Source organism: Streptomyces sp. NPDC034111, assembly GCF_055575375.1.
This window is the reverse complement of the sequence record NZ_JBVIST010000017.1, coordinates 116,262-135,695: the sequence shown is the minus strand read 5'-3', so window position 1 is coordinate 135,695 and position 19,434 is coordinate 116,262. Positions and strand designations below refer to the sequence as shown.

Genomic DNA, 19,434 nt, shown 5'->3' with positions numbered 1-19,434 from the left:
AGGTGTGGCCGGAATCCGTGATCGGGTAGATGTACCCCGGACAGGCGTCGCAACAGGCGGGAGTCTGTGGGTGGTTCACAGCGAGCAGCAGGCGAGCAGCGAGCACCGAGGCAGCTATCGGGAGGGGCTTCCAGTGGGCGGCAACGACGGCACGGGCGGCACCGACGCCGTCAAACAACCCAACGCACAGCTGGGTTCGTGGTTCATGCGCAGCGGCTGGTCCAAGGGCGAGCTGGCGCGGCAGGTCAACCGCCGGGCGCGCCAGATGGGCGCCCACCACATCAGCACCGACACCTCCCGGGTACGCCGCTGGCTCGACGGTGAACAGCCCCGCGAGCCCATTCCCCGCATCCTCTCGGAGCTGTTCTCCGAGCGCTTCGGCTGTGTGGTCGGCATCGAGGAGCTCGGGCTGCGCTCCGCGCACCAGTCCCCGTCCGTCTCCGGAGTGGACCTGCCCTGGGCCGGCGCCCAAACGGTCGGGCTGATCAGCGAGTTCTCCCGCAGCGACCTGATGCTGGCGCGCCGCGGCTTCCTCGGCACCTCCCTCGCCCTCGCCGCCGGACCCAGCCTCATCGAGCCGATGCAGCGCTGGCTGGTGCCCGTGCCCGCGAGCCAGGGCGGGGCGGAGGAGCCCGACCGCGCCAAGCGGCCGGCCCGGTTGTCCAAGCCGGAGCTGGACCTGCTGGAGTCGACCACCGCGATGTTCCGCCAGTGGGACGCGCAGTGCGGTGGCGGGCTGCGGCGCAAGGCGGTCGTCGGCCAGCTTCACGAGGTCACCGACCTCCTCCAGGAGCCCCAGCCGGCACCGGTCGCCAAGCGGCTCTTCAAGGTCGCCGCCGAGCTCGCCGAGCTGGCCGGCTGGATGAGTTACGACATCGGGCTCCAGCCCACCGCGCAGAAGTACTTCGTGCTGGCGCTGCACGCCTCCAAGGAGGCCGGCGACCGCCCCCTGGGCTCGTACATCCTCTCCAGCATGAGCCGGCAGATGATCCACCTCGGCCGGCCGGACGATGCGCTGGAGCTGATCCACCTCGCCCAGTACGGCAGCCGGGAGACCGCCACCCCGCGCACCCAGGCGATGTTGTATGCGATGGAGGCCCGCGCATACGCCGGGATGGGCCAGCCCAGCAAGGTCAAGCGGGCCGTGCGGATGGCCGAGGACACCTTCTCCGACGCCGACCCCGGCGAGCCCGAGCCGGACTGGATCCGCTTCTTCTCCGAGGCCGAGCTGAACGCCGAGAACGCCCACTCCTACCGGGACCTGGCCTATGTCGCCGGGCGCAGTCCCACCTACGCCTCGCTCGCCGAGCCCGTCATGGAGCGGGCCGTGGAGCTCTTCAGCCAGGATCCCGAGCATCAGCGTTCGTATGCGCTCAACCTGATCGGGATGGCCACCGTCCGGCTGCTCCAGAAGGAACCGGAGGCCTGCGCGGAGATGGCGCAGCGGGCCATCCCGTTCGCCCGGCAGGTCCGCTCGGAGCGGGTGAACACCCGGCTGCGCAAGACCGTGGACAGCGCTGCCCGGGAATTCGGCGGTGTCGCCGAGGTCATCCAGCTCAGCAATGAGCTCGCCCGCCAGCTGCCTGAGCACGCCGAGGCCGCCGTGTAACGGCGCCTCCCAAGAACCCCGGCCGCGGCCACCGCCCCGTACAGCCCGACTCGGCTCCCCCATGCCAGGTCACGCGGGCGGCAGCCGCGGTCGGGTTGTTGTGTGCCGGCGGGTTTCGCTGGGTTGAACGGGTGAATCCGGGCTGATCGTGGAGTTCATCGGGGCGTAACACAGACGCCGTCTTCGTCACTGCGGTGAAACACCGGCAAGGTTTGGCCGAAACCACCCTGCGACAACCTCATCGCGAAGTCGGCCCACAAGAAACACGCCCGCACGGGCCGCATCGACGACGAGGAGACGCCGATGCCCCCAGGCATCCTGACGCTTGCCGCAGACAAGGTGACATTGAGCCCTGCGAACACCGGGTTCATGCTGATCTGCTCCGCACTGGTGATGGTCATGACACCCGGACTCGCCTTCTTCTACGGAGGCATGGTCCGGGTCAAGAGCGTGCTCAACATGCTGATGATGAGCTTCATCAGCCTGGGCATCGTCACCATCCTCTGGGTCCTGTACGGCTTCGGACTCGCCTTCGGCACCGACAAGGGCGGCTTCATCGGCTGGGACGGACACTTCGCCGGGCTCAGCGGGATCGGGCTGACCGAGCTGTGGGGAGCCACCTCCATCCCGGTCTATGTCTTCGCGGTCTTCCAGCTGATGTTCGCGATCATCACGCCCGCGCTGATCAGCGGTGCGCTCGCGGACCGGGTGAAGTTCACCGCCTGGGCGCTGTTCATCGCCCTGTGGGTCACCCTCGTCTACTTCCCCGTCGCCCACTGGGTGTGGGGCGACGGCGGCTGGCTCTTCAACCTGGAGGTCATCGACTTCGCCGGCGGTACGGCCGTGCACATCAACGCCGGTGCCGCGGCGCTCGGCGTGATCCTGGTCGTCGGCAAGCGCATCGGCTTCAAGAAGGACCCGATGCGGCCGCACAGCCTTCCCCTGGTGATGCTCGGCGCCGGACTGCTGTGGTTCGGCTGGTTCGGCTTCAACGCCGGCTCCTGGCTCGGCAACGACGACGGCATCGGCGCGGTCGCCTTCGTCAACACCCAGGTCGCCACCGCCGCCGCGATGCTCGGCTGGCTGGCCTACGAAAAGCTCCGGCACGGCTCGTTCACCACGCTCGGCGCGGCCTCCGGCGCGGTCGCCGGCCTCGTCGCGATCACCCCGGCCTGTGGCTGCGTCAGCCCGCTGGGCGCCATCGCGATCGGTGTGATCGCCGGTGTCCTGTGCGCCATGGCCGTGAACCTGAAGTACAAGCTCGGCTACGACGACTCGCTCGACGTGATCGGTGTCCACCTCGTCGGCGGTGTCGCCGGATCGCTGCTGATCGGCCTGTTCGCCACCGGCGGTGTGCAGAGCAAGGCGAAGGGCCTGTTCTACGGGGGCGGCTTCGAGCAGCTGGGCAAGCAGGCCATCGGTGTGGTCTCTGTGCTGCTGTACTCCCTGGTCGTCTCGTACGTCCTTGCCAAGGTCATCGACCTGGTGATGGGCTTCCGGGTCGATGAGGACGAAGAGATCTCCGGCATCGACCAGGCCGCGCACGCGGAGACCGCGTACGACTTCACCGGCGCGGGCGGCGGCTCCGCCGCCCGCAAGGGACCGGCACTCGGCGAGGCCCTGACGAAGAAGGTGGACGCGTGAAGCTCATCACGGCAGTAATCAAGCCGCACCGGCTGGACGAGGTGAAGGACGCCCTGCACGCCTTCGGTGTGCACGGTCTGACCGTCACCGAGGCCAGCGGCTACGGCAGGCAGCGCGGGCACACGGAGGTGTACCGCGGCGCCGAGTACACCGTCGACCTGGTGCCCAAGATCCGTATCGAGGTGCTGGTCGACGACGCGGACGCCGAGGAGCTGGTGGACATCGTCGTCAAGGCGGCCCGCACCGGCAAGATCGGCGACGGGAAGGTCTGGAGCGTCCCGGTCGACGACGCGGTCCGGGTACGGACCGGTGAGCGGGGACCGGACGCGCTGTAGTCAGCCGGCCGTCCGGCTCCGGCCCCGTGGTGGCACCCGCCGCCCGGGGCCGGAGCCGGCGGCGGGCCCGCCCGGGCGCGGCGGACAGCCGCAGGACTCGCGGCGGGACGAGACTGAACGTACGGGGGCCGGGCAGCAGCCGGGCGGCGGGCCGTACGGGCACCGCCACAGGGGGGACGACAGTGACCGCGGGGGACACCACGACCAAGGAGCGCGGGAGTTGACGGAGAGCGTCGAGCACACGGCAGGACCGGCCGAAGCGCCCCGCCCGGGGAGCGAACCCGCCCTGGAAGGCGGCTACCCCGCGGCCCGGCTGCGGCTCCTCCAGGACGAGACGGTCACCGGACCCGACCGCCGCGCCGCCCTCGCCCGGCTGACCGACGACTGGCTGGCCGGACTGTTCGACCGGCACGCCTCCGCCGCCGGCCTGTCCGGCACCGCCCTGGTCGCCGTCGGCGGCTACGGCCGCGGCGAACTCTCCCCGCGCAGCGACCTCGATCTGCTCCTGCTGCACGACGGCCGGGCCCGGCCCGGCGCCCTCGCGGCGCTCGCCGACCACCTCTGGTACCCCGTCTGGGACCTCGGCCTCGCCCTCGACCACTCCGTGCGCACCCTCGCCGAGGCCGGCAAGGCCGCCCGCGAGGACCTGAAGGTGCAGCTGGGCCTGCTCGACGCCCGTCATCTGGCCGGCGACCCGGAGCTGACCGCCGCGCTGCGCACCGCCGCCTACGCCGACTGGCGCGAGAGCGCCCCCAAGCGGCTGCCGGAGCTGCACGCCCTGTGCCAGGAGCGCGCCGACCGCCAGGGCGAACTCCAATACCTCCTCGAACCGGACCTCAAGGAGGCCAGGGGCGGGCTGCGGGATGCCACCGCGCTGCGTGCGGTCGCCGCCTCCTGGCTCGCCGACGCCCCCCGCGGCGGCCTGGAAGCCGCCCGCACCCGCCTCCTCGACACCCGCGACACCCTCCACCTGACCACCGGGCGGGCCACCGACCGGCTGTCCCTCCAGGAGCAGGACCAGGTCGCCGAGGCACTGGGCGTGCTGGACTCGGACGCCCTGCTGCGGCAGACCTACGAAGCGGCCCGCACCATTTCCTACGCGGCCGATGTCACCTGGCGCGAGGTCGGCCGGGTGCTGCGCGCCCGCTCCGTCAAGCCCATGCTGCGCGGACTGCTGCCCGGCCGCGGCGCGGGCAAGGGGGAGCGCTCACCGCTCGCCGAGGGCGTCGTCGAACTCGACGGCGAGGCGGTGCTGGCCCGCACCGCGCGCCCCGAGCGGGACCCGGTGCTGGTGCTGCGCGCCGCGGCCGCCGCCGCCCAGGCAGGGCTGCCGCTGGCCACCCACGCCATCCGCCGCTGCGCGGCCGGCGCCCGCCCGCTGCCCGTACCGTGGCCCGCCGAGGCCCGCGAGCAGCTGGTCACCCTCCTGGGCGCGGGCACATACACCGTCCCCGTATGGGAGGCCCTGGAGGCCGAGGGCATCGTCACCCGGCTGCTGCCCGACTGGGAGCGGGTCCGCTGCCGTCCGCAGCGCAACCCCGTGCACACCTGGACCGTCGACCGGCACCTGATCGAGACGGCGGTACGGGCCTCCGCGCTGACCCGCCGGGTGCACCGCCCCGACCTGCTGCTGGTCGCCGCCCTGCTGCACGACATCGGCAAGGGCTGGCCCGGTGACCACTCGGTCGCCGGCGAGACCATCGCCCGCGATGTCGCCACCCGGCTCGGCTTCGACGCCCGCGACACCGCGGTGATCGCCACCCTCGTACGCCACCATCTGCTGCTCGTCGAGACGGCCACCCGGCGCGATCTGGACGACCCGCAGACCGTCGGCGCGGTCGCCGACGCGGTCGGCAGCACCGGCACCCTGGAACTGCTGCACGCCCTCACCGAGGCCGACGCGCTGGCCACCGGGCCCGCGGCCTGGAGCACCTGGCGCGGCGGACTCGTGGCCGACCTGGTCAAACGGGTCGCCGCACGGCTCGCGGGGGAGCCCGAGCCGGAGGTGCGCGGTGCGGACGGGCCGACCGCGGAGCAGGAGCGGCTGGCGATCGAGGCCGGGCGCACCGGGGGTCCTGTCGTGGCCCTGCACACCCGTACCGAACCGTCCGCCGACGCCGCGGACGGGGCGCCCGCCCAGGAGCTGGTCGGCGTCGAGCTGCTGATCGCCGCCCCCGACCAGCCGGGCGTACTGCCCGCGGCGGCCGGTGTGCTGGCGCTGCACCGGCTGACCGTACGCGCCGCCGACCTGCTCTTCCTCGACCCCATCGACGAGGGCCCGGTCCTGCTGCTGAGCTGGCGGGTGGCCGCCGAATACGGGTCGCTGCCGGAGGCCGACCGGCTCCGCGCGGATCTGGTCCGCGCCCTGGAGGGCTCGCTCGACGTCCCGGCCCGGCTCGCCGAGCGGGAACGCGCCTACACTCGCCGCTCGCGCGCCGTGCCCGCCCCGCCGCCACGGGTCACCGTCGCCACCGGCAGCTCCCGCACCGCGACCGTCATCGAGGTCCGCGCCCAGGACGCCCACGGCCTGCTGCACCGCATCGGCCGGGCCCTGGAGAGCACCGGCGTCGCGGTCCGCAGCGCGCACATCAGCACGCTGGGCGCCAACGCGGTGGATGCGTTCTATGTCACGGGGGCGGACGGGGCGCCGCTGACGGACACGGCGGCCCATGAGGTTGCCTCGGCGGTGGAGGCCGCGCTCCAGTAGCCGTACGGGCGCAGAACGGCCGGGCGCACCGGGACCGGGCGGGCCCGGCCCGCGCAAACAGGTCCGGACCACTTCACTTGCCTGTCCGGATACCCTAGAACCCGACTGCACCCCGCCCCCGACCCCGAGGATCGACGACCGCCGTGTTCGATACGCTTTCCGACCGCTTGGCGAGTACTTTCAAAAACCTCCGGGGCAAGGGCCGCCTGAGCGAGGCGGACATCGACGCCACGGCGCGCGAGATCCGTATCGCGCTGCTCGAGGCGGATGTCGCCCTGCCCGTCGTCCGGGCCTTCATCAAGCAGGTCAAGGAGCGCGCCAGTGGCTCCGAGGTCTCCCAGGCGCTGAACCCCGCCCAGCAGGTCATCAAGATCGTCAACGAGGAGCTCATCGGCATCCTCGGCGGCGAGACCCGCCGGCTGCGCTTCGCCAAGCAGCCGCCCACCGTGATCATGCTCGCGGGTCTCCAGGGTGCCGGTAAGACCACCCTGGCCGGAAAGCTCGGCCAGTGGCTCAAGGGGCAGGGTCACGCCCCGCTGCTGGTCGCCTGTGACCTCCAGCGCCCCAACGCCGTCAACCAGCTCCAGGTCGTCTCCGAGCGCGCCGGTGTGGCCTTCTACGGCCCGCAGCCGGGCAACGGCGTCGGTGACCCGGTCCAGGTCGCCAAGGACTCGATCGAGCACGCCCGGACCAAGCAGCACGACGTCGTGATCGTCGACACTGCGGGCCGCCTCGGTATCGACGCCGAGATGATGCAGCAGGCCGCGGACATCCGTGACGCGGTCAGCCCCGACGAGGTCCTGTTCGTCGTCGACGCGATGATCGGTCAGGACGCGGTCAACACTGCGGAGGCCTTCCGCGACGGCGTCGGCTTCGACGGTGTGGTGCTGTCCAAGCTGGACGGTGACGCCCGCGGTGGTGCCGCGCTCTCCATCGCGCATGTCACCGGCAAGCAGATCATGTTCGCCTCCAACGGCGAGAAGCTGGACGACTTCGACGCGTTCCACCCGGACCGCATGGCGTCCCGCATCCTGGGCATGGGCGACATGCTCAGCCTCATCGAGAAGGCCGAGCAGACCTTCAGCCAGCAAGAGGCCGAGAAGATGGCGGCCAAGCTGGCGAAGGGGCCCAAGGAGTTCACCCTCGACGACTTCCTGGCCCAGATGGAGCAGGTCCGCAAGATGGGCTCCATCTCCAAGCTGCTCGGCATGCTGCCCGGTATGGGGCAGATGAAGGAGCAGATCAACAACCTCGACGAGCGCGAGGTCGACCGCACCGCCGCCATCATCAAGTCGATGACCCCGGCCGAGCGCCAGGAGCCGACGATCATCAACGGCTCGCGGCGGGCCCGTATCGCCAAGGGCTCCGGCGTCGACGTCAGCACCGTCAAGAACCTCGTCGAGCGGTTCTTCGACGCCCGCAAGATGATGTCGAAGATGGCTCAGGGCGGCGGCATGCCTGGGATGCCCGGCATGCCGGGGATGCCGGGCATGGGGGGCGGCACCCGTAAGAAGAAGCAGGTCAAGCAGGCCAAGGGCAAGCGCAAGAGCGGCAACCCGATGAAGCGCAAGGCCGAGGAGCAGGCCGCGGCCGCCCGCCGCGAGGCCGCCCAGTCCGGCAACCCGCTGGGCCTGCCGCAGGGCGACCAGACCCCGCAGAACTTCGAACTCCCCGAGGAATTCAAGAAGTTCATGGGCTGACCGGCCCGCAGCGACATCGCGTCGCGAGCCCCTGGCACACGGTGGTGCGGCCAGGGGCTCGCCCCTTTCCGGGACCGGAGCCTCCCGCCGCGTTCGGCGCCCCTTAGGGCACCGGCTGGGGCGGATGCACCGGTGGCGGGGGTTCGGGCGGCGGCTGCTCGTGAGGCGGTTGTTCCGGAGGAGGTTGTTCAGGCGGAGGCTGCTCGGGTGGCGGCTGCTCGGGAGGCGGTTCTTCCGGAGGAGGCTGCTCAGGCGGGGGCTGCTCGGGAGGCGGTTCCTCCGGAGGAGGCTGCTCGGGCGGAGGCTGCTCAGGAGGCGGTTGCTCGGGTGGGGGCTGTTCGGGAGGCGGTTCCTCCGGTGGCGGCTGCTCAGGCGGGGGCTGCTCGGGCGGGGGCTGCTCATGCCCCGGTTCCTGCGGCCCCGGCACGGTCGGTGGCTTGGCCGGCTCAGGCGTCTGGTACGCGCTCCACGCCCAGGCCCCGACACCCACCAGCGCGACCAGCCCGACGGCCAGGACGATGCCGGGCACGCCCCCGAGGGCCCCGCGGGCAACCGTGGTCACCAGGGTGCCGACGCCCGATCTCGCCGCGCGGACGGCGGTCGCCAGGGCGGACAGCACCGTTCTCGCGTTGTCCTTGATGACGTTCAACACGGAGGAGATGCCGTTGGCGATGCTGCGTACGACCTGGACCACTCCGCCCACGACCCGTGCGCCGGCGTTCCAGACGGCGTTGCCCGCGGCCTGGAAGCCCTGCACACCGGCGCGCACGATCTTCTCGGTCACCTGCATCGCCCCGTTGGCCACGGTGCGTACCGGCCCCGCGAGACGCTGGACCCACTGGGGAGCCATGTTCCACAGACGCTGCCCGATCGACTGCCCCTGCGCGATCCGCTGGGTCACGACGTTCGCGGCCTCGGCCCCGGCCGCGCGTGCCTGGCTCACCTGCTGGAGCGCCCGCTGGCTCTCCCGTATGGTGCTGAGCCCCTGCCGGTAGTCCTGGATGAGCCTGGTCGCGTCCTTCTGCTCGGAGATGATCCGGAGGCGCTCCCGCACGCTCGTGGCCGCGTTCAGGCTCTCCTCCAGCTCACCGCGCAATCTGTTGAGCTCATTGACCCGTCTCCAGGCGACCCGGGCCCCCTCGTTGAGGTTGCCGGACAGGTTCTTCAAACCGTCCGAGCCCAGATGTGTCAGCTCCTGCGCAGACAGCTTCGTTTCCAGCAGTTCGTGCGGGGTCAGGTTCCCGATGGCCGGCTGTGTCATGACGGCTCCTCGGTCGGCTCGCGCCGTCCGCCGCCCCGGCCCGGCCGGGCGCGGGGGCCGTGGGCGCAGGCGGCTGCCTTCCACGCTTCGCCGCACACCGGCCCGTGTCAAGCAGCTCGGCCCGGCACTCCCACCAGCTGTCATTTACGCTTCAACAGCACCGCGCTGTGACGGGCTCTCACCTCTCGTGCCGCCGCGGGCGGCGGGCAACGCCCGTGCGGAGAGGGCCGGTTCGCGCCTCGACGTGCTCCGGCAGGCCGGTACGCCGGCCAGAGGGTACGCACCCCGGCCGACCACCCGCTCCGTTCCTCCGCCCCCGCTACCGCGTCCGCGTGATCAGATAGCGGAACACATTGGGCATCCACACCGTCCCGTCCGCCCGCTGATACGGATGCAGCGCCTCGGCCAGCTCCTTCTCCACCTGCTGCGGCTCGGCGGCCTCCAGCGCCGCGTCGAACAGCCCCGTCGACAGCAGCCCGCGCACCGCGCTCGTCATGTCCGCGTACCCGAACGGGCAGGTCACCCGCCCCGAACCGTCCGGCCGCAGCCCCGCCCGGTCCGCCAGCTCCTCCAGATCGTCCCGGTCGCTGAGCCGCCACCCGCCGAAGCCGACCGGGGGACCGGCCAGCCGCTGCGCCACCCGCAGCACACCGGCCGTGGCGCACCGCTCCACCGGGCCCCAGCCGCCCAGCACCACCGCACTGCCGCGCTCCGCCAGCCCCGCCGCCGCGGTCAGCGACGCCGTCAGCCCCTCGACGCTGCTGACACAGCCCACCGGGTGGAAGGCCGTGATCACATTGAAAACGGTGCCCCCGGCCGCCGCGGCCTCCAGGCCTCCGCTGACCACACGCGTGTGCTCCGGCATCCCGTCCGGCGTGAGCCGTTCGCGCGCCAGCTCCAGCCGGGACTCGTCCGCATCCACCCCGCTGACCTGGGCCCCGCGCGCCGCCGCGAGCAACAGCGCCAGGCCGGAGCCGCAGCCGAGCCCCAGCAGCCGGGTGCCCGGACCGACACCCAAACGGTCGTACGCGGCCTCGTACAGCGGCACCAGCATCCGCTCCTGGATCTCGGCCCAGTCACGGGTGCGCGCCCGGGAACCGGCGGGCGCGGGCGGATGGTCGCAGCGCAGGGATCCGGAGTTCGGAAGCTGGTGCCGCACGAGCGTGGGTGACATCGATAGCGCCCCTATTCGCCGAGAACCCGAAGCTGTTCCGTACCGATCGCCCCCGTGTTCGCGCCTTGTGCGCCCCCGGATCCAGACAACTGCGCATCCGACCGGGCGTCCAGAGGATGCGCCGGGGTTGTCTCCCGCGCGCCCCCGTATGCGCCGGGCCCGCTCCCTGGAGCGCCGTTCCAGGGTGCCCCGGCCGGCGGTGTTCCGCCACGCCAGCGCACGCCGTCCCGGCGCTCCGCGCGCCCCTCCCTCCGCGCCACCGGTGGCGCCGCCAGGCCCTACGGTGGGGGACGGGCCGGTGCCTGCGGGCGCAGGTTTTCCCCGTACCATCGCCGCGGTGATCGTCGCGGTGGCATACGACCGGCTACGCCATGCGGCGTACATGGGGATACGTACCGGCTTGTGGCCAGGTGGGCGTCTTCTGCACAGATCGACGCACCCCGCCCTCCCCACGGCCCATGACCGGAAACTGACTGGTACGTGCAAATTATTTGGGATGGCCCGGAATCGGAACACTGGGCGACCCCGGCTCGTTGTCACGACGTGAGCACGACACCGCCTGTTCTCGCCGCCGAGCTGGCGCTCGCCTGGGCCGATATTCAACGGCACCACCCCGAGCTGCCGGACCTGGCCGCCCCCGAGTCCCTGATCGGAGAGTCCTCGTCCGCCTGTGGCGCCGAGCTCTCCTTCGAACGGCTGCTCCACGAGGCAGTCCACGGCATCGCCGCCGCCCGCGGCATCCGCGACACCTCCAGGGCCGGCCGCTACCACAACCGCCGATTCCTGGCGATCGCCGAGGAGCTGGGCCTGGACCATGCCGACGAGCCGCACCCCAGCAGCGGCTTCTCGCTGGTCACGCTCAACCCGGAAGCCAGGAGGCGTTACCGCCCCACCATCGAACGCCTCGGCAGAGCCCTCAAGGCGCACACCGTCGCGACCGCCACGGACACCGCCCGTAGCTTCCGGGGACCGGCCGCCCGGCACGGCTCCTCAGGAGGCGGCGTGCGCGTGAAGGCCGTCTGCGACTGCGGGCGCAATGTCCGTGTGGTGCCCTCCGTCCTCGCCCAGGCGCCGATCGTCTGCGGCGGCTGCGGCAAGCCCTTCCGGATCCCCGAGGTGGCCGCGGTCGGCTGACCGGAGGGCGTGTGGCACAATGGCTAGCTGTACTCGACAGCCGCACAGGACCCCTCTCTCCTCCGGCTGACGCGTCCATCGGGCACCCGAGTACCGCAACCCCACGTGGCATCTCGTTGTGCCCAACCACGTCAAGACCAGGAGACACCACTCCCGTGGCAGTCAAGATCAAGCTGAAGCGTCTGGGCAAGATCCGTTCGCCTCACTACCGCATCGTCGTCGCCGACTCCCGTACCCGCCGTGACGGCCGGGCCATCGAGGAGATCGGCCTGTACCACCCGGTGCAGAACCCCTCGCGCATCGAGGTCGACTCTGAGCGTGCGCAGTACTGGCTGAGTGTCGGCGCCCAGCCGACCGAGCCCGTTCTGGCCATCCTCAAGGTCACCGGCGACTGGCAGAAGTTCAAGGGCCTGCCCGCCCCGGCGCCGATGAAGGTCGCCGAGCCGAAGGCCGACAAGCGCGCCCTCTTCGAGGCCGCCGCCAAGGCTTCCGGCGACGAGCCGAAGGGTGAGGCCATCACCCCGAAGGCGAAGAAGGCTGACAAGAAGGCGGACGAGGCTGCGGCCGAGTCCACCTCCGAGTCGACCGAGGCCTGAGCATGCTCGAGGAAGCCCTCGAGCACCTCGTCAAGGGCATCGTCGACAACCCCGATGACGTGCAGGTGGCTTCGCGCACCCTGCGCCGCGGGCGCGTGCTGGAGGTCCGGGTGCACCCCGACGACCTCGGCAAGGTGATCGGCCGCAACGGCCGTACCGCCCGCGCACTGCGGACCGTCGTCGGCGCCATCGGCGGCCGTGGCATCCGCGTCGACCTCGTCGACGTGGACAACGTCCGCTGACAAGTTGAACACCGGCTCGGGCCGGGGAGGGCTTTCGAGCCGTCCCCGGCCCGTTGCCGTGGACCGCACAGAAGGAATCGCGCAGTGCAACTGGTAGTCGCACGGATCGGCCGCGCCCACGGCATCAAGGGCGAGGTGACCGTAGAGGTCCGCACCGACGAGCCCGAACTGCGGCTCGCCCCGGGCGCCGTCCTCGCCACCGACCCGTCCTCCGTCGGGCCGCTGACCATCGCGACCGGCCGGGTACACAGCGGCCGGCTGCTGCTGCGCTTCGAGGGCGTCGCCGACCGCACGGCCGCCGAGGCGCTGCGCAACACCCTGCTGATCGCGGAGGTCGACCCCGAGGAGGTCCCCGAGGACCCCGAGGAGTTCTACGACCACCAGCTGATCGACCTCGATGTCGTCACCCGCGACGGCACCGCCGTCGGCCGGATCTCCGAGATCTCCCACCTGCCCTACCAGGACCTGCTGGTCGTCGAACGGCCCGACGGCAGCGAGGTCTTGATCCCGTTCGTCGCCGAGATCGTCCCGGAGATCGACCTGGAGGAGCAGCGCGCGGTCATCGAGCCGCCGCCCGGCCTCCTCGACGAGAGCCAGGCCGAGATCGCCACCGGCCGCGCCACCACCGACGAGGACAGCTGATGCGGCTCGATGTCGTCACGATCTTCCCCGAGTACCTGGAACCGCTGAACGTCTCCCTCGTCGGCAAGGCCCGGGCCCGCGGACAGCTCGACGTACGCGTCCACGACCTGCGGCAGTGGACCCACGACAAGCACCACACCGTCGACGACACCCCCTACGGCGGCGGCCCCGGCATGGTCATGAAGCCCGACCCGTGGGGCGAGGCGCTCGATACGGTCCTGGCCTCCGGCGAGGGCGAGCCGGTGATCGTCGTCCCCACCCCCAGCGGTGTGCCCTTCACCCAGGAACTCGCCGTCGAACTCTCCGCCAAACCCTGGCTGGTGTTCACCCCGGCCCGCTACGAAGGCATCGACCGCCGCGTCATCGAGGAGTACGGCGACCGGCTCGACGTACGCGAAGTCTCCATCGGCGACTACGTCCTGGCCGGCGGCGAGGCCCCGGTACTGGTGATGGTCGAGGCCATCGCCCGGCTGCTGCCCGGCGTCCTCGGCAACGCCGCCTCCCACCAGGACGACTCCTTCGCCCCCGGCGCGATGGCCGACCTCCTGGAGGGGCCCGTCTACACCAAGCCCCCCGAGTGGCGCGGCCGGACGATCCCCGAGGTGCTGCTCAGCGGCCACCACGGCAAGATCGCCCGCTGGCGCCGCGACGAGGCCTTCCGCCGCACCGTCCGTCACCGCCCCGACCTGATCGAGCGCGCCGACCCCGCCGCATTCGACAAACACGACCGTGCGATCCTCGCCGCACTGGGCTGGTCGGCCGGTGAGGACGGCCGATTTGGGCGTACGAGCGAGGCCGTGGAAGAATAGGCCGCTGCTGTGTGCGTCCGGCGCGCGCCCCTGCCACAGGGGGAACGACGCCGCCCGACGGAACGGCATCCGAAACATCCTTTTCCGATATCCCGTTGATGACCTGTGGCATCAGCGAAGAAAGCAGTAGGTCATGCACCTTCTCGACTCCGTCGACGCCTCGTCGCTGCGCAGCGACGTCCCGGCCTTCCGCCCGGGTGACACCATCAACGTCCACGTCCGCGTCATCGAGGGCAACCGCTCCCGTGTGCAGCAGTTCAAGGGCGTCGTCATCCGCCGTCAGGGCTCCGGCGTGCGCGAGACCTTCACGGTCCGCAAGGTCAGCTTCTCCGTCGGCGTCGAGCGCACCTTCCCGGTGCACACCCCGATCGTCGAGAAGATCGAGGTCGTGACCCGCGGTGACGTCCGTCGCGCCAAGCTGTACTACCTGCGCGAGCTGCGCGGCAAGGCCGCCAAGATCAAGGAGAAGCGCGAGAGCTGAGCCGCGCCGCCACGGAGCGCGATTTTTTGCGCCCGGGCAACGCAAAGCCCCTCTCGCGTCCGGTGTCCGGACTTGGCCGGATAGGCTCAGGACCCGATGGACACCGACGCACAACTCACGGAGCGCGACCCCTCTCCCACCCCCGACCAGGGGCCGGAGCAGGGGTCGCGCTCCGCGCGTTTCCGCGCCCGTGCGGCCGGTCTGCGCCACCGGCCGGTCACGCTGTTCGCCCTGTGTCTGACGTTCGTCCTGCTGCTCAGCAACTTCCTCGCACAGCCCTTCCTGATCCCCAGCTCCTCCATGGAGAACACCCTCCAGATCGGCGACCGGGTGCTGGTCAACAAGCTGGCGTACCGTTTCGGCAGCGAACCGGCGCGGGGCGAGGTGGTGGTGTTCGACGGCACCGGCTCGTTCGTTCACAGGGAGCAGGGGGAGAATCCCGTCACGGGACTGCTGCGGGGAGCCGGCGCGGCACTGGGGCTGGCCCGGCCCGCCGAGACCGACTACGTCAAGCGCGTGATCGGCATCGGCGGGGACCATGTGACCTGCTGCGACAGACGGGGGCGGATCGAAGTGAACGGTGAGCCCGTGAGCGAGGGCTACCTCCACCCCGGGGACGCACCGTCCTCGGTGGAGTTCGACATCGTGGTGCCGGAGCGGAAGCTGTGGGTGATGGGGGATCACCGCGCCGGCTCCAGCGACTCCCGTGACCACCTCGGCGAACCGGGCGGCGGCACGGTGCCCGTCGACAAGGTCATCGGCCGCGCTGAGCTGATCACCTGGCCGGTGAGCCGCTGGGGCACCCTCGGCACACCAGGCTCCTTCGACCGGATACCCGCCGCGGCAGGCCCCCATGGGTAGCCGCGGACGGCCTCGTCACGGCCGGAAACGTGCCGAGCGGCCGGAGCGTGCTCCGGCCGCTCGTCCGGAGCGCGCCGGCGACGGCACGTACGGCGACTCCGGGGGCGACTACGGCGGCTCCGCGGCGCCCGCTGAGGCCCGGGAGAGCGGCGGCAGGGGGCACGGCCGTACGCAGTCCCGCCGGCCCCCGACCGGCGGACGGGCCGAGCGACGGCGCCAGGCCAAGCGCATCAAGCGCCGCAGGCAGCGCTCCTACCTCAAAGAGATCCCCATCCTCGTCGGCGTGGCGCTGGCCATCGCCCTCGTCCTGAAGACCTTCCTGGTCCAGGCGTTCGTCATCCCGTCCGGTTCCATGGAGCAGACGATCAAGATCGGCGACCGGGTGCTCGTCGACAAGCTCTCCCCGTGGTTCAACGCCAAGCCGGAGCGCGGCGACGTCGTGGTCTTCACCGACCCCGGAGGCTGGCTCAAGGGGGAGAAGAACAAGCCGCCCGCCGACGGCGGTGCTTTCCAGCCGGTCAAGGACGCCATGACCGCTATCGGGCTGCTGCCGTCGGCCGACGAGCAGGACCTGATCAAGCGGGTCATCGCGGTCGGCGGCGACACCGTCAAATGCTGTGACAAGCAGGGCCGGGTCACCGTCAACGGCACCCCGCTCACCGAACCGTACGTCCATCCGGGCAACCCGCCCTCCACGCTGAAGTTCACCGTGAACGTCCCCACCGGGCGGATCTTCGTGATGGGCGACCACCGTTCGGACTCGGCCGATTCGCGCTTCCACCTCGACGAGCCGTACCGTGGCACGATCTCGGAGGAGAGTGTCGTGGGTCAGGCCGTGGTGATCGCCTGGCCGTTCAGCCACTGGCGGCGCCTCGAAGAGTCGGACACGTTTGCGAACGTCCACGACGCGCCGGGCGCCAAAGCGTCCGCAGCGGGCACGCCGCATAGGGTGTCCTCCGAGAGTTTGACCGTACTCCCGACCCCTGCGGAACTCCCGCTCGTTATGGGAGTGGTGGGCCTGCGCCGGTTGACGGGCGGGCGAGTGCGTGGAGTGAGGAGCAGATGTGGGGGACTTGGCGGTCGGCGCGCGGTCCGGAACCGGAGAGCCCGAGGAGCCGGCAGGGCGCGGTGAGACCCCGCAGCCGGCGGCGAGTTCCGTGCATCAGTCACGAGCACAGTCGCAGGCACAGCCGCAGCGCCCGGTGCAGCTGGACAAGCCCGGCACTTCCGGCACGTCCGCTACGTCGGACCTGGCAGGAGGCGAGGAGGCGGGCGGCAGCATGAAGAAGGCCAAGAAGCCGCGCGCCTTCTGGAAGGAGCTGCCGATCCTCATCGGCATCGCCCTGCTCCTCGCGCTGCTGATCAAGACGTTCCTGGTGCAGGCGTTCTCCATCCCGTCCGACTCGATGCAGGACACCCTGCAACGCGGCGACCGGGTGCTGGTCGACAAGCTGACACCGTGGTTCGGCTCCAAGCCGCAGCGCGGCGAGGTCGTCGTCTTCCACGACCCGGGCGGCTGGCTGAACGAAACCCCGACCCCGGAGCCCAACCCCGTCCAGCAGGTCCTCAGCTTCATCGGCCTGATGCCCTCGTCCGAGGAGAAGGACCTGATCAAGCGGGTCATCGCGGTCGGCGGCGACACCGTCGAGTGCCATGGCAGCGGCCCGGTCAAGGTCAACGGCAAGGCGCTCAAGGAGGACTCGTACGTCTTCCCCGGCGCCACCCCCTGCGGTGACCGCGCCTTCGGCCCGATCCACGTCCCCAAGGGGCGGATCTGGGTCATGGGCGACCACCGCGACGACTCCCTCGACTCCCGCTACCACCAGAACCTCAAGGGCAACGGCACGGTCTCGGAGAACGAGGTCGTGGGCCGGGCGTTCACCATCGCATGGCCCCTCAACCGCTGGGCGACCCTGCCGGTACCGGACACCTTCGACCAGGCTGGGATCAACAAGGCAATGGCGGCGGCTCCGGCCGCCATGGGGCTGGCCGGCGCGGTGCCGCTCGTACTGTGGCGTCGACGGAGGCTGACCGCAGAGCGTAACCCCGGGTAAGGTGCCGTCCCGGATCTTCGACGCGGGACCGGTCCGCGGGGTGGGAGCTGGGATGAGCAGCAGTACGGAACGCAGGACCGACGGCCGCGGCCGGACGACGGGCAGAGTGCTGTCCGGTCTGGCCGTGGCCGTCGGCTGTGCGCTGTTCCTGGGGGGCTTCGTCTGGGCGGCGCTGCTCTACCGCCCGTATACGGTGCCGACCGACTCGATGTCGCCGACGATCGCGGCGGGGGCCCGGGTCATCGCGGAGCAGGTGGACGGTGCCGAGATACGCCGCGGCGACATCGTCGTCTTCAAGGACGCGGCGTGGGGCGACCTGCCGATGGTCAAGCGCGTCGTCGGAGTCGGCGGCGACAAGGTCTCCTGCTGCACCAAGAAGGGCCTGCTGACCGTCAACGGAACCCCCGTCGAGGAACCGTATCTGCAAGGCAGCGGGCCCGCCTCGCCCGTCGGCTTCAAGGCCAAGGTCCCCACCGGCCAGCTCTTCCTGCTCGGCGACCACCGCAGCGACTCCATGGACTCCCGCGTCCACCTCACGGACGGCGACCACGGATCCGTACCGCGCAGCGCCGTCCAGGCCCGGGTCGACGCCCGTGCCTGGCCGCTGGACAGCGTCGGCATGATGCAGCGCCCGGCCGCCTTCGCCGCATTCAGCGGCGGCATCTCCCAGCCGGGTCCGTTGCAGCCGATCGTCCTCACCGTGGGCGCCGGTGCGGTCCTCGTCCTCGGCGGTGCGGCCTACGGGCCGGTCGCCCGGCGCAAGGCGCGCGGGCGTGACTGAGCGGCGGGGGCGGGACGTGAAGGGGCCGGGGCAGGGTGGCGGCGCGCCGGAGTGTGAGCCGGGCGCCTGCAAGCCGGAGCAGGAAAAGGGCGTCGAGGAGCCGGAAAGGGCGCGGGGCGCTGCGGGGGAGCCGGGTGCGGCAGGTGTCCGCCAGGTTTCCCGGGTCGTCCTGCTCGACCCCGACGACCGGATCCTGCTGCTGCACGGCTACGAACCGGACCGTCCGACCGAAACCTGGTGGTTCACCCCTGGGGGCGGCCTGGAGGGCGGCGAGACCCGTGAGGAGGCCGCCCGGCGCGAACTCGCCGAGGAGACCGGGATCACCGAGGTGGTCCTGGGTCCCGTCCTGTGGAAACGCCGCTGTGCCTTCGCCTTCGACGGGCGGCGCTGGGAGCAGGACGAGTGGTACTACCTGGGGAGAACCCACCGGACCGTCACCGACATGGGCGGGCACACGGACCTGGAGCGCCGCAGCGTCTCGGGGCTGAGGTGGTGGACTTCGGAGGAACTGTCGGCGTCCCATGAGACGGTGTATCCGACCAGACTCGCCGGGCTGCTGCGCACACTGCTCGACGAAGGGCCCCCCAGTGCGCCGGTGCACCTGGAGACCGAGAGGGTCTGACGCACAATAGGGGGACGCACGGCTGAAGGGGATCTGCCATGAGCGCCGAGGACCTCGAAAAGTACGAGACCGAGATGGAGCTGAAGCTCTACCGGGAGTACCGCGACGTCGTCGGGCTGTTCAAATATGTGATCGAGACGGAGCGTCGCTTCTACCTCACAAACGACTACGAGATGCAGGTGCACTCGGTCCAGGGAGAGGTCTTCTTCGAGGTCTCGATGGCTGACGCCTGGGTCTGGGACATGTACCGCCCGGCCCGTTTCGTCAAACAGGTGCGCGTCCTCACGTTCAAGGACGTGAACATCGAAGAGCTCAACAAGAGCGATCTCGATCTCCCGGGGAGCTGATCAGGCAGCGGGCCGGCGGCTGACCGGCAGGGCGCAGCGCGGCGGCCGGGAGGCCCCGGGTGGCCCCGGGCGGGGGTGCTCGACGTGCGCGGCCTGGCCGTTTGCCGGGCGCCCTCCGCCGGCCGGTCCGGCGCCACTCGTGTGGGTGACCGGGTTATCCACAACCGGCTCGCTGTCCACCAAGATCCAATAGGTCTGTGCGAGGACGTCACAGTCGGTGCCGGAGGTGGTACCGCATGAACGCCATGCAGACCGGCCGCAAGGCCACGGACGACGCACGAACCCACGCACGGACCGACGAGCGGACCGGCGAGCGGATCGGCGAGCGGATCGGCGAGCGGGCCGACGAACGGACCCGGGCACGGTCCCGCTTACAGGGCAGCGGAAGGCCCGAGGCACAGACCGGCGCACCGGCCCCGGCCCATACAGCGGCCG

At 71.2% G+C, this 19,434-nt stretch carries 19 protein-coding genes; 17 read left to right on the top strand and 2 right to left on the bottom strand.

The window, feature by feature from the left end:
* Positions 1–133: 133 nt before the first annotated feature.
* The 5 genes from nsdA (at position 134) to ffh (ending at position 7,995) form a co-directional block, all read left to right on the top strand.
* On the top strand, positions 134–1,609 hold the full coding sequence (nsdA, locus tag ACZ55A_RS29270) for a transcriptional repressor NsdA (protein WP_468846279.1): 1,476 nt from the start codon (positions 134–136) through the stop codon (positions 1,607–1,609).
* A 303-nt stretch (positions 1,610–1,912) separates the two neighbouring features.
* The gene (locus ACZ55A_RS29265; protein WP_468846171.1) at positions 1,913–3,253 is read left to right on the top strand and encodes an ammonium transporter; all 1,341 of its coding nucleotides are present in this window, start codon (positions 1,913–1,915) and stop codon (positions 3,251–3,253) included.
* On the top strand, positions 3,250–3,588 hold the full coding sequence (locus ACZ55A_RS29260; protein ID WP_468846168.1) for a P-II family nitrogen regulator: 339 nt from the start codon (positions 3,250–3,252) through the stop codon (positions 3,586–3,588). Before ACZ55A_RS29265 ends, ACZ55A_RS29260 begins: the two co-directional genes overlap by 4 nt.
* A 220-nt stretch (positions 3,589–3,808) precedes the next feature.
* A complete protein-coding gene (locus ACZ55A_RS29255; RefSeq protein ID WP_468846165.1) occupies positions 3,809–6,295 on the top strand; it encodes a [protein-PII] uridylyltransferase in 2,487 nt (828 codons plus the stop codon).
* A gap of 143 nt (positions 6,296–6,438) precedes the next feature.
* The gene (ffh, locus tag ACZ55A_RS29250) at positions 6,439–7,995 is read left to right on the top strand and encodes a signal recognition particle protein (RefSeq protein WP_468846162.1); all 1,557 of its coding nucleotides are present in this window, start codon (positions 6,439–6,441) and stop codon (positions 7,993–7,995) included.
* 103 nt (positions 7,996–8,098) lie between these two features.
* Here the strand turns inward: ffh and ACZ55A_RS29245 are convergent, their stop codons facing one another.
* Together ACZ55A_RS29245 and ACZ55A_RS29240 are read right to left on the bottom strand one after the other, a co-directional pair.
* On the bottom strand, positions 8,099–9,256 hold the full coding sequence (locus tag ACZ55A_RS29245; RefSeq protein ID WP_468846159.1) for a hypothetical protein: 1,158 nt from the start codon (positions 9,254–9,256) through the stop codon (positions 8,099–8,101).
* A gap of 319 nt (positions 9,257–9,575) precedes the next feature.
* The gene (locus ACZ55A_RS29240; protein WP_468846157.1) at positions 9,576–10,430 is read right to left on the bottom strand and encodes a methyltransferase domain-containing protein; all 855 of its coding nucleotides are present in this window, start codon (positions 10,428–10,430) and stop codon (positions 9,576–9,578) included.
* Between the two features lie 543 nt (positions 10,431–10,973).
* On the opposite strand from ACZ55A_RS29240, the gene ACZ55A_RS29235 reads away from it, so the two are divergent.
* From ACZ55A_RS29235 to ACZ55A_RS29180, 12 genes are all read left to right on the top strand, one after another.
* Positions 10,974–11,564: a hypothetical protein gene (locus ACZ55A_RS29235; RefSeq protein ID WP_468846155.1), complete on the top strand. Its 591-nt coding sequence runs from the start codon at positions 10,974–10,976 to the stop codon at positions 11,562–11,564.
* 155 nt (positions 11,565–11,719) lie between these two features.
* Entirely contained in the window at positions 11,720–12,160 is a 441-nt protein-coding gene (gene rpsP / locus ACZ55A_RS29230; protein ID WP_384433631.1) for a 30S ribosomal protein S16, read from the top strand.
* A gap of 2 nt (positions 12,161–12,162) precedes the next feature.
* Entirely contained in the window at positions 12,163–12,402 is a 240-nt protein-coding gene (locus ACZ55A_RS29225; RefSeq protein ID WP_468846152.1) for an RNA-binding protein, read from the top strand.
* A gap of 84 nt (positions 12,403–12,486) precedes the next feature.
* Complete coding sequence (rimM, locus tag ACZ55A_RS29220) at positions 12,487–13,044, top strand: ribosome maturation factor RimM (RefSeq protein ID WP_468846150.1); 558 nt, start codon at positions 12,487–12,489, stop codon at positions 13,042–13,044.
* Entirely contained in the window at positions 13,044–13,853 is an 810-nt protein-coding gene (gene trmD / locus ACZ55A_RS29215; RefSeq protein ID WP_468846147.1) for a tRNA (guanosine(37)-N1)-methyltransferase TrmD, read from the top strand. The genes rimM and trmD overlap by 1 nt, the downstream gene beginning before the upstream one ends.
* Positions 13,854–13,986: 133 nt before the next feature.
* Positions 13,987–14,334: a 50S ribosomal protein L19 gene (gene rplS / locus ACZ55A_RS29210; RefSeq protein ID WP_468846145.1), complete on the top strand. Its 348-nt coding sequence runs from the start codon at positions 13,987–13,989 to the stop codon at positions 14,332–14,334.
* Positions 14,335–14,430: 96 nt separating this feature from the next.
* Entirely contained in the window at positions 14,431–15,195 is a 765-nt protein-coding gene (lepB, locus tag ACZ55A_RS29205; RefSeq protein ID WP_468846143.1) for a signal peptidase I, read from the top strand.
* Positions 15,188–16,327: a signal peptidase I gene (gene lepB, locus ACZ55A_RS29200; protein WP_468846140.1), complete on the top strand. Its 1,140-nt coding sequence runs from the start codon at positions 15,188–15,190 to the stop codon at positions 16,325–16,327. The genes lepB (ACZ55A_RS29205) and lepB (ACZ55A_RS29200) overlap by 8 nt, the downstream gene beginning before the upstream one ends.
* Before the next feature lie 76 nt (positions 16,328–16,403).
* Complete coding sequence (gene lepB / locus ACZ55A_RS29195; protein WP_468846276.1) at positions 16,404–17,249, top strand: signal peptidase I; 846 nt, start codon at positions 16,404–16,406, stop codon at positions 17,247–17,249.
* 52 nt (positions 17,250–17,301) lie between these two features.
* Positions 17,302–18,030 carry a signal peptidase I gene (gene lepB, locus ACZ55A_RS29190; protein WP_468846137.1) on the top strand — a complete coding sequence of 243 codons (729 nt, stop codon included), beginning with the start codon at positions 17,302–17,304 and terminating at the stop codon, positions 18,028–18,030.
* A gap of 169 nt (positions 18,031–18,199) precedes the next feature.
* Positions 18,200–18,652, top strand: a complete 453-nt coding sequence (locus tag ACZ55A_RS29185) for an NUDIX hydrolase (protein WP_468846274.1) — start codon at positions 18,200–18,202, stop codon at positions 18,650–18,652.
* A 38-nt stretch (positions 18,653–18,690) separates the two neighbouring features.
* Complete coding sequence (locus ACZ55A_RS29180; RefSeq protein WP_003980220.1) at positions 18,691–18,999, top strand: DUF2469 domain-containing protein; 309 nt, start codon at positions 18,691–18,693, stop codon at positions 18,997–18,999.
* The last annotated feature ends 435 nt before the right edge of the window (positions 19,000–19,434 follow it).

What these genes read in the sequence shown, in the direction of transcription:
- ACZ55A_RS29265 (WP_468846171.1), top strand. Translation starts at nt 1,913, where the DNA reads ATGCCCCCAGGCATCCTGACGCTTGCCGCAGACAAGGTGACATTGAGC.
- ACZ55A_RS29245 (WP_468846159.1), bottom strand. Translation starts at nt 9,256, where the DNA reads ATGACACAGCCGGCCATCGGGAACCTGACCCCGCACGAACTGCTGGAA.
- ACZ55A_RS29240 (WP_468846157.1), bottom strand. Translation starts at nt 10,430, where the DNA reads ATGTCACCCACGCTCGTGCGGCACCAGCTTCCGAACTCCGGATCCCTG.
- ACZ55A_RS29225 (WP_468846152.1), top strand. Translation starts at nt 12,163, where the DNA reads ATGCTCGAGGAAGCCCTCGAGCACCTCGTCAAGGGCATCGTCGACAAC.
- trmD (WP_468846147.1), top strand. Translation starts at nt 13,044, where the DNA reads ATGCGGCTCGATGTCGTCACGATCTTCCCCGAGTACCTGGAACCGCTG.
- rplS (WP_468846145.1), top strand. Translation starts at nt 13,987, where the DNA reads ATGCACCTTCTCGACTCCGTCGACGCCTCGTCGCTGCGCAGCGACGTC.
- lepB (WP_468846143.1), top strand. Translation starts at nt 14,431, where the DNA reads ATGGACACCGACGCACAACTCACGGAGCGCGACCCCTCTCCCACCCCC.
- lepB (WP_468846140.1), top strand. Translation starts at nt 15,188, where the DNA reads ATGGGTAGCCGCGGACGGCCTCGTCACGGCCGGAAACGTGCCGAGCGG.
- lepB (WP_468846137.1), top strand. Translation starts at nt 17,302, where the DNA reads ATGAGCAGCAGTACGGAACGCAGGACCGACGGCCGCGGCCGGACGACG.
- ACZ55A_RS29180 (WP_003980220.1), top strand. Translation starts at nt 18,691, where the DNA reads ATGAGCGCCGAGGACCTCGAAAAGTACGAGACCGAGATGGAGCTGAAG.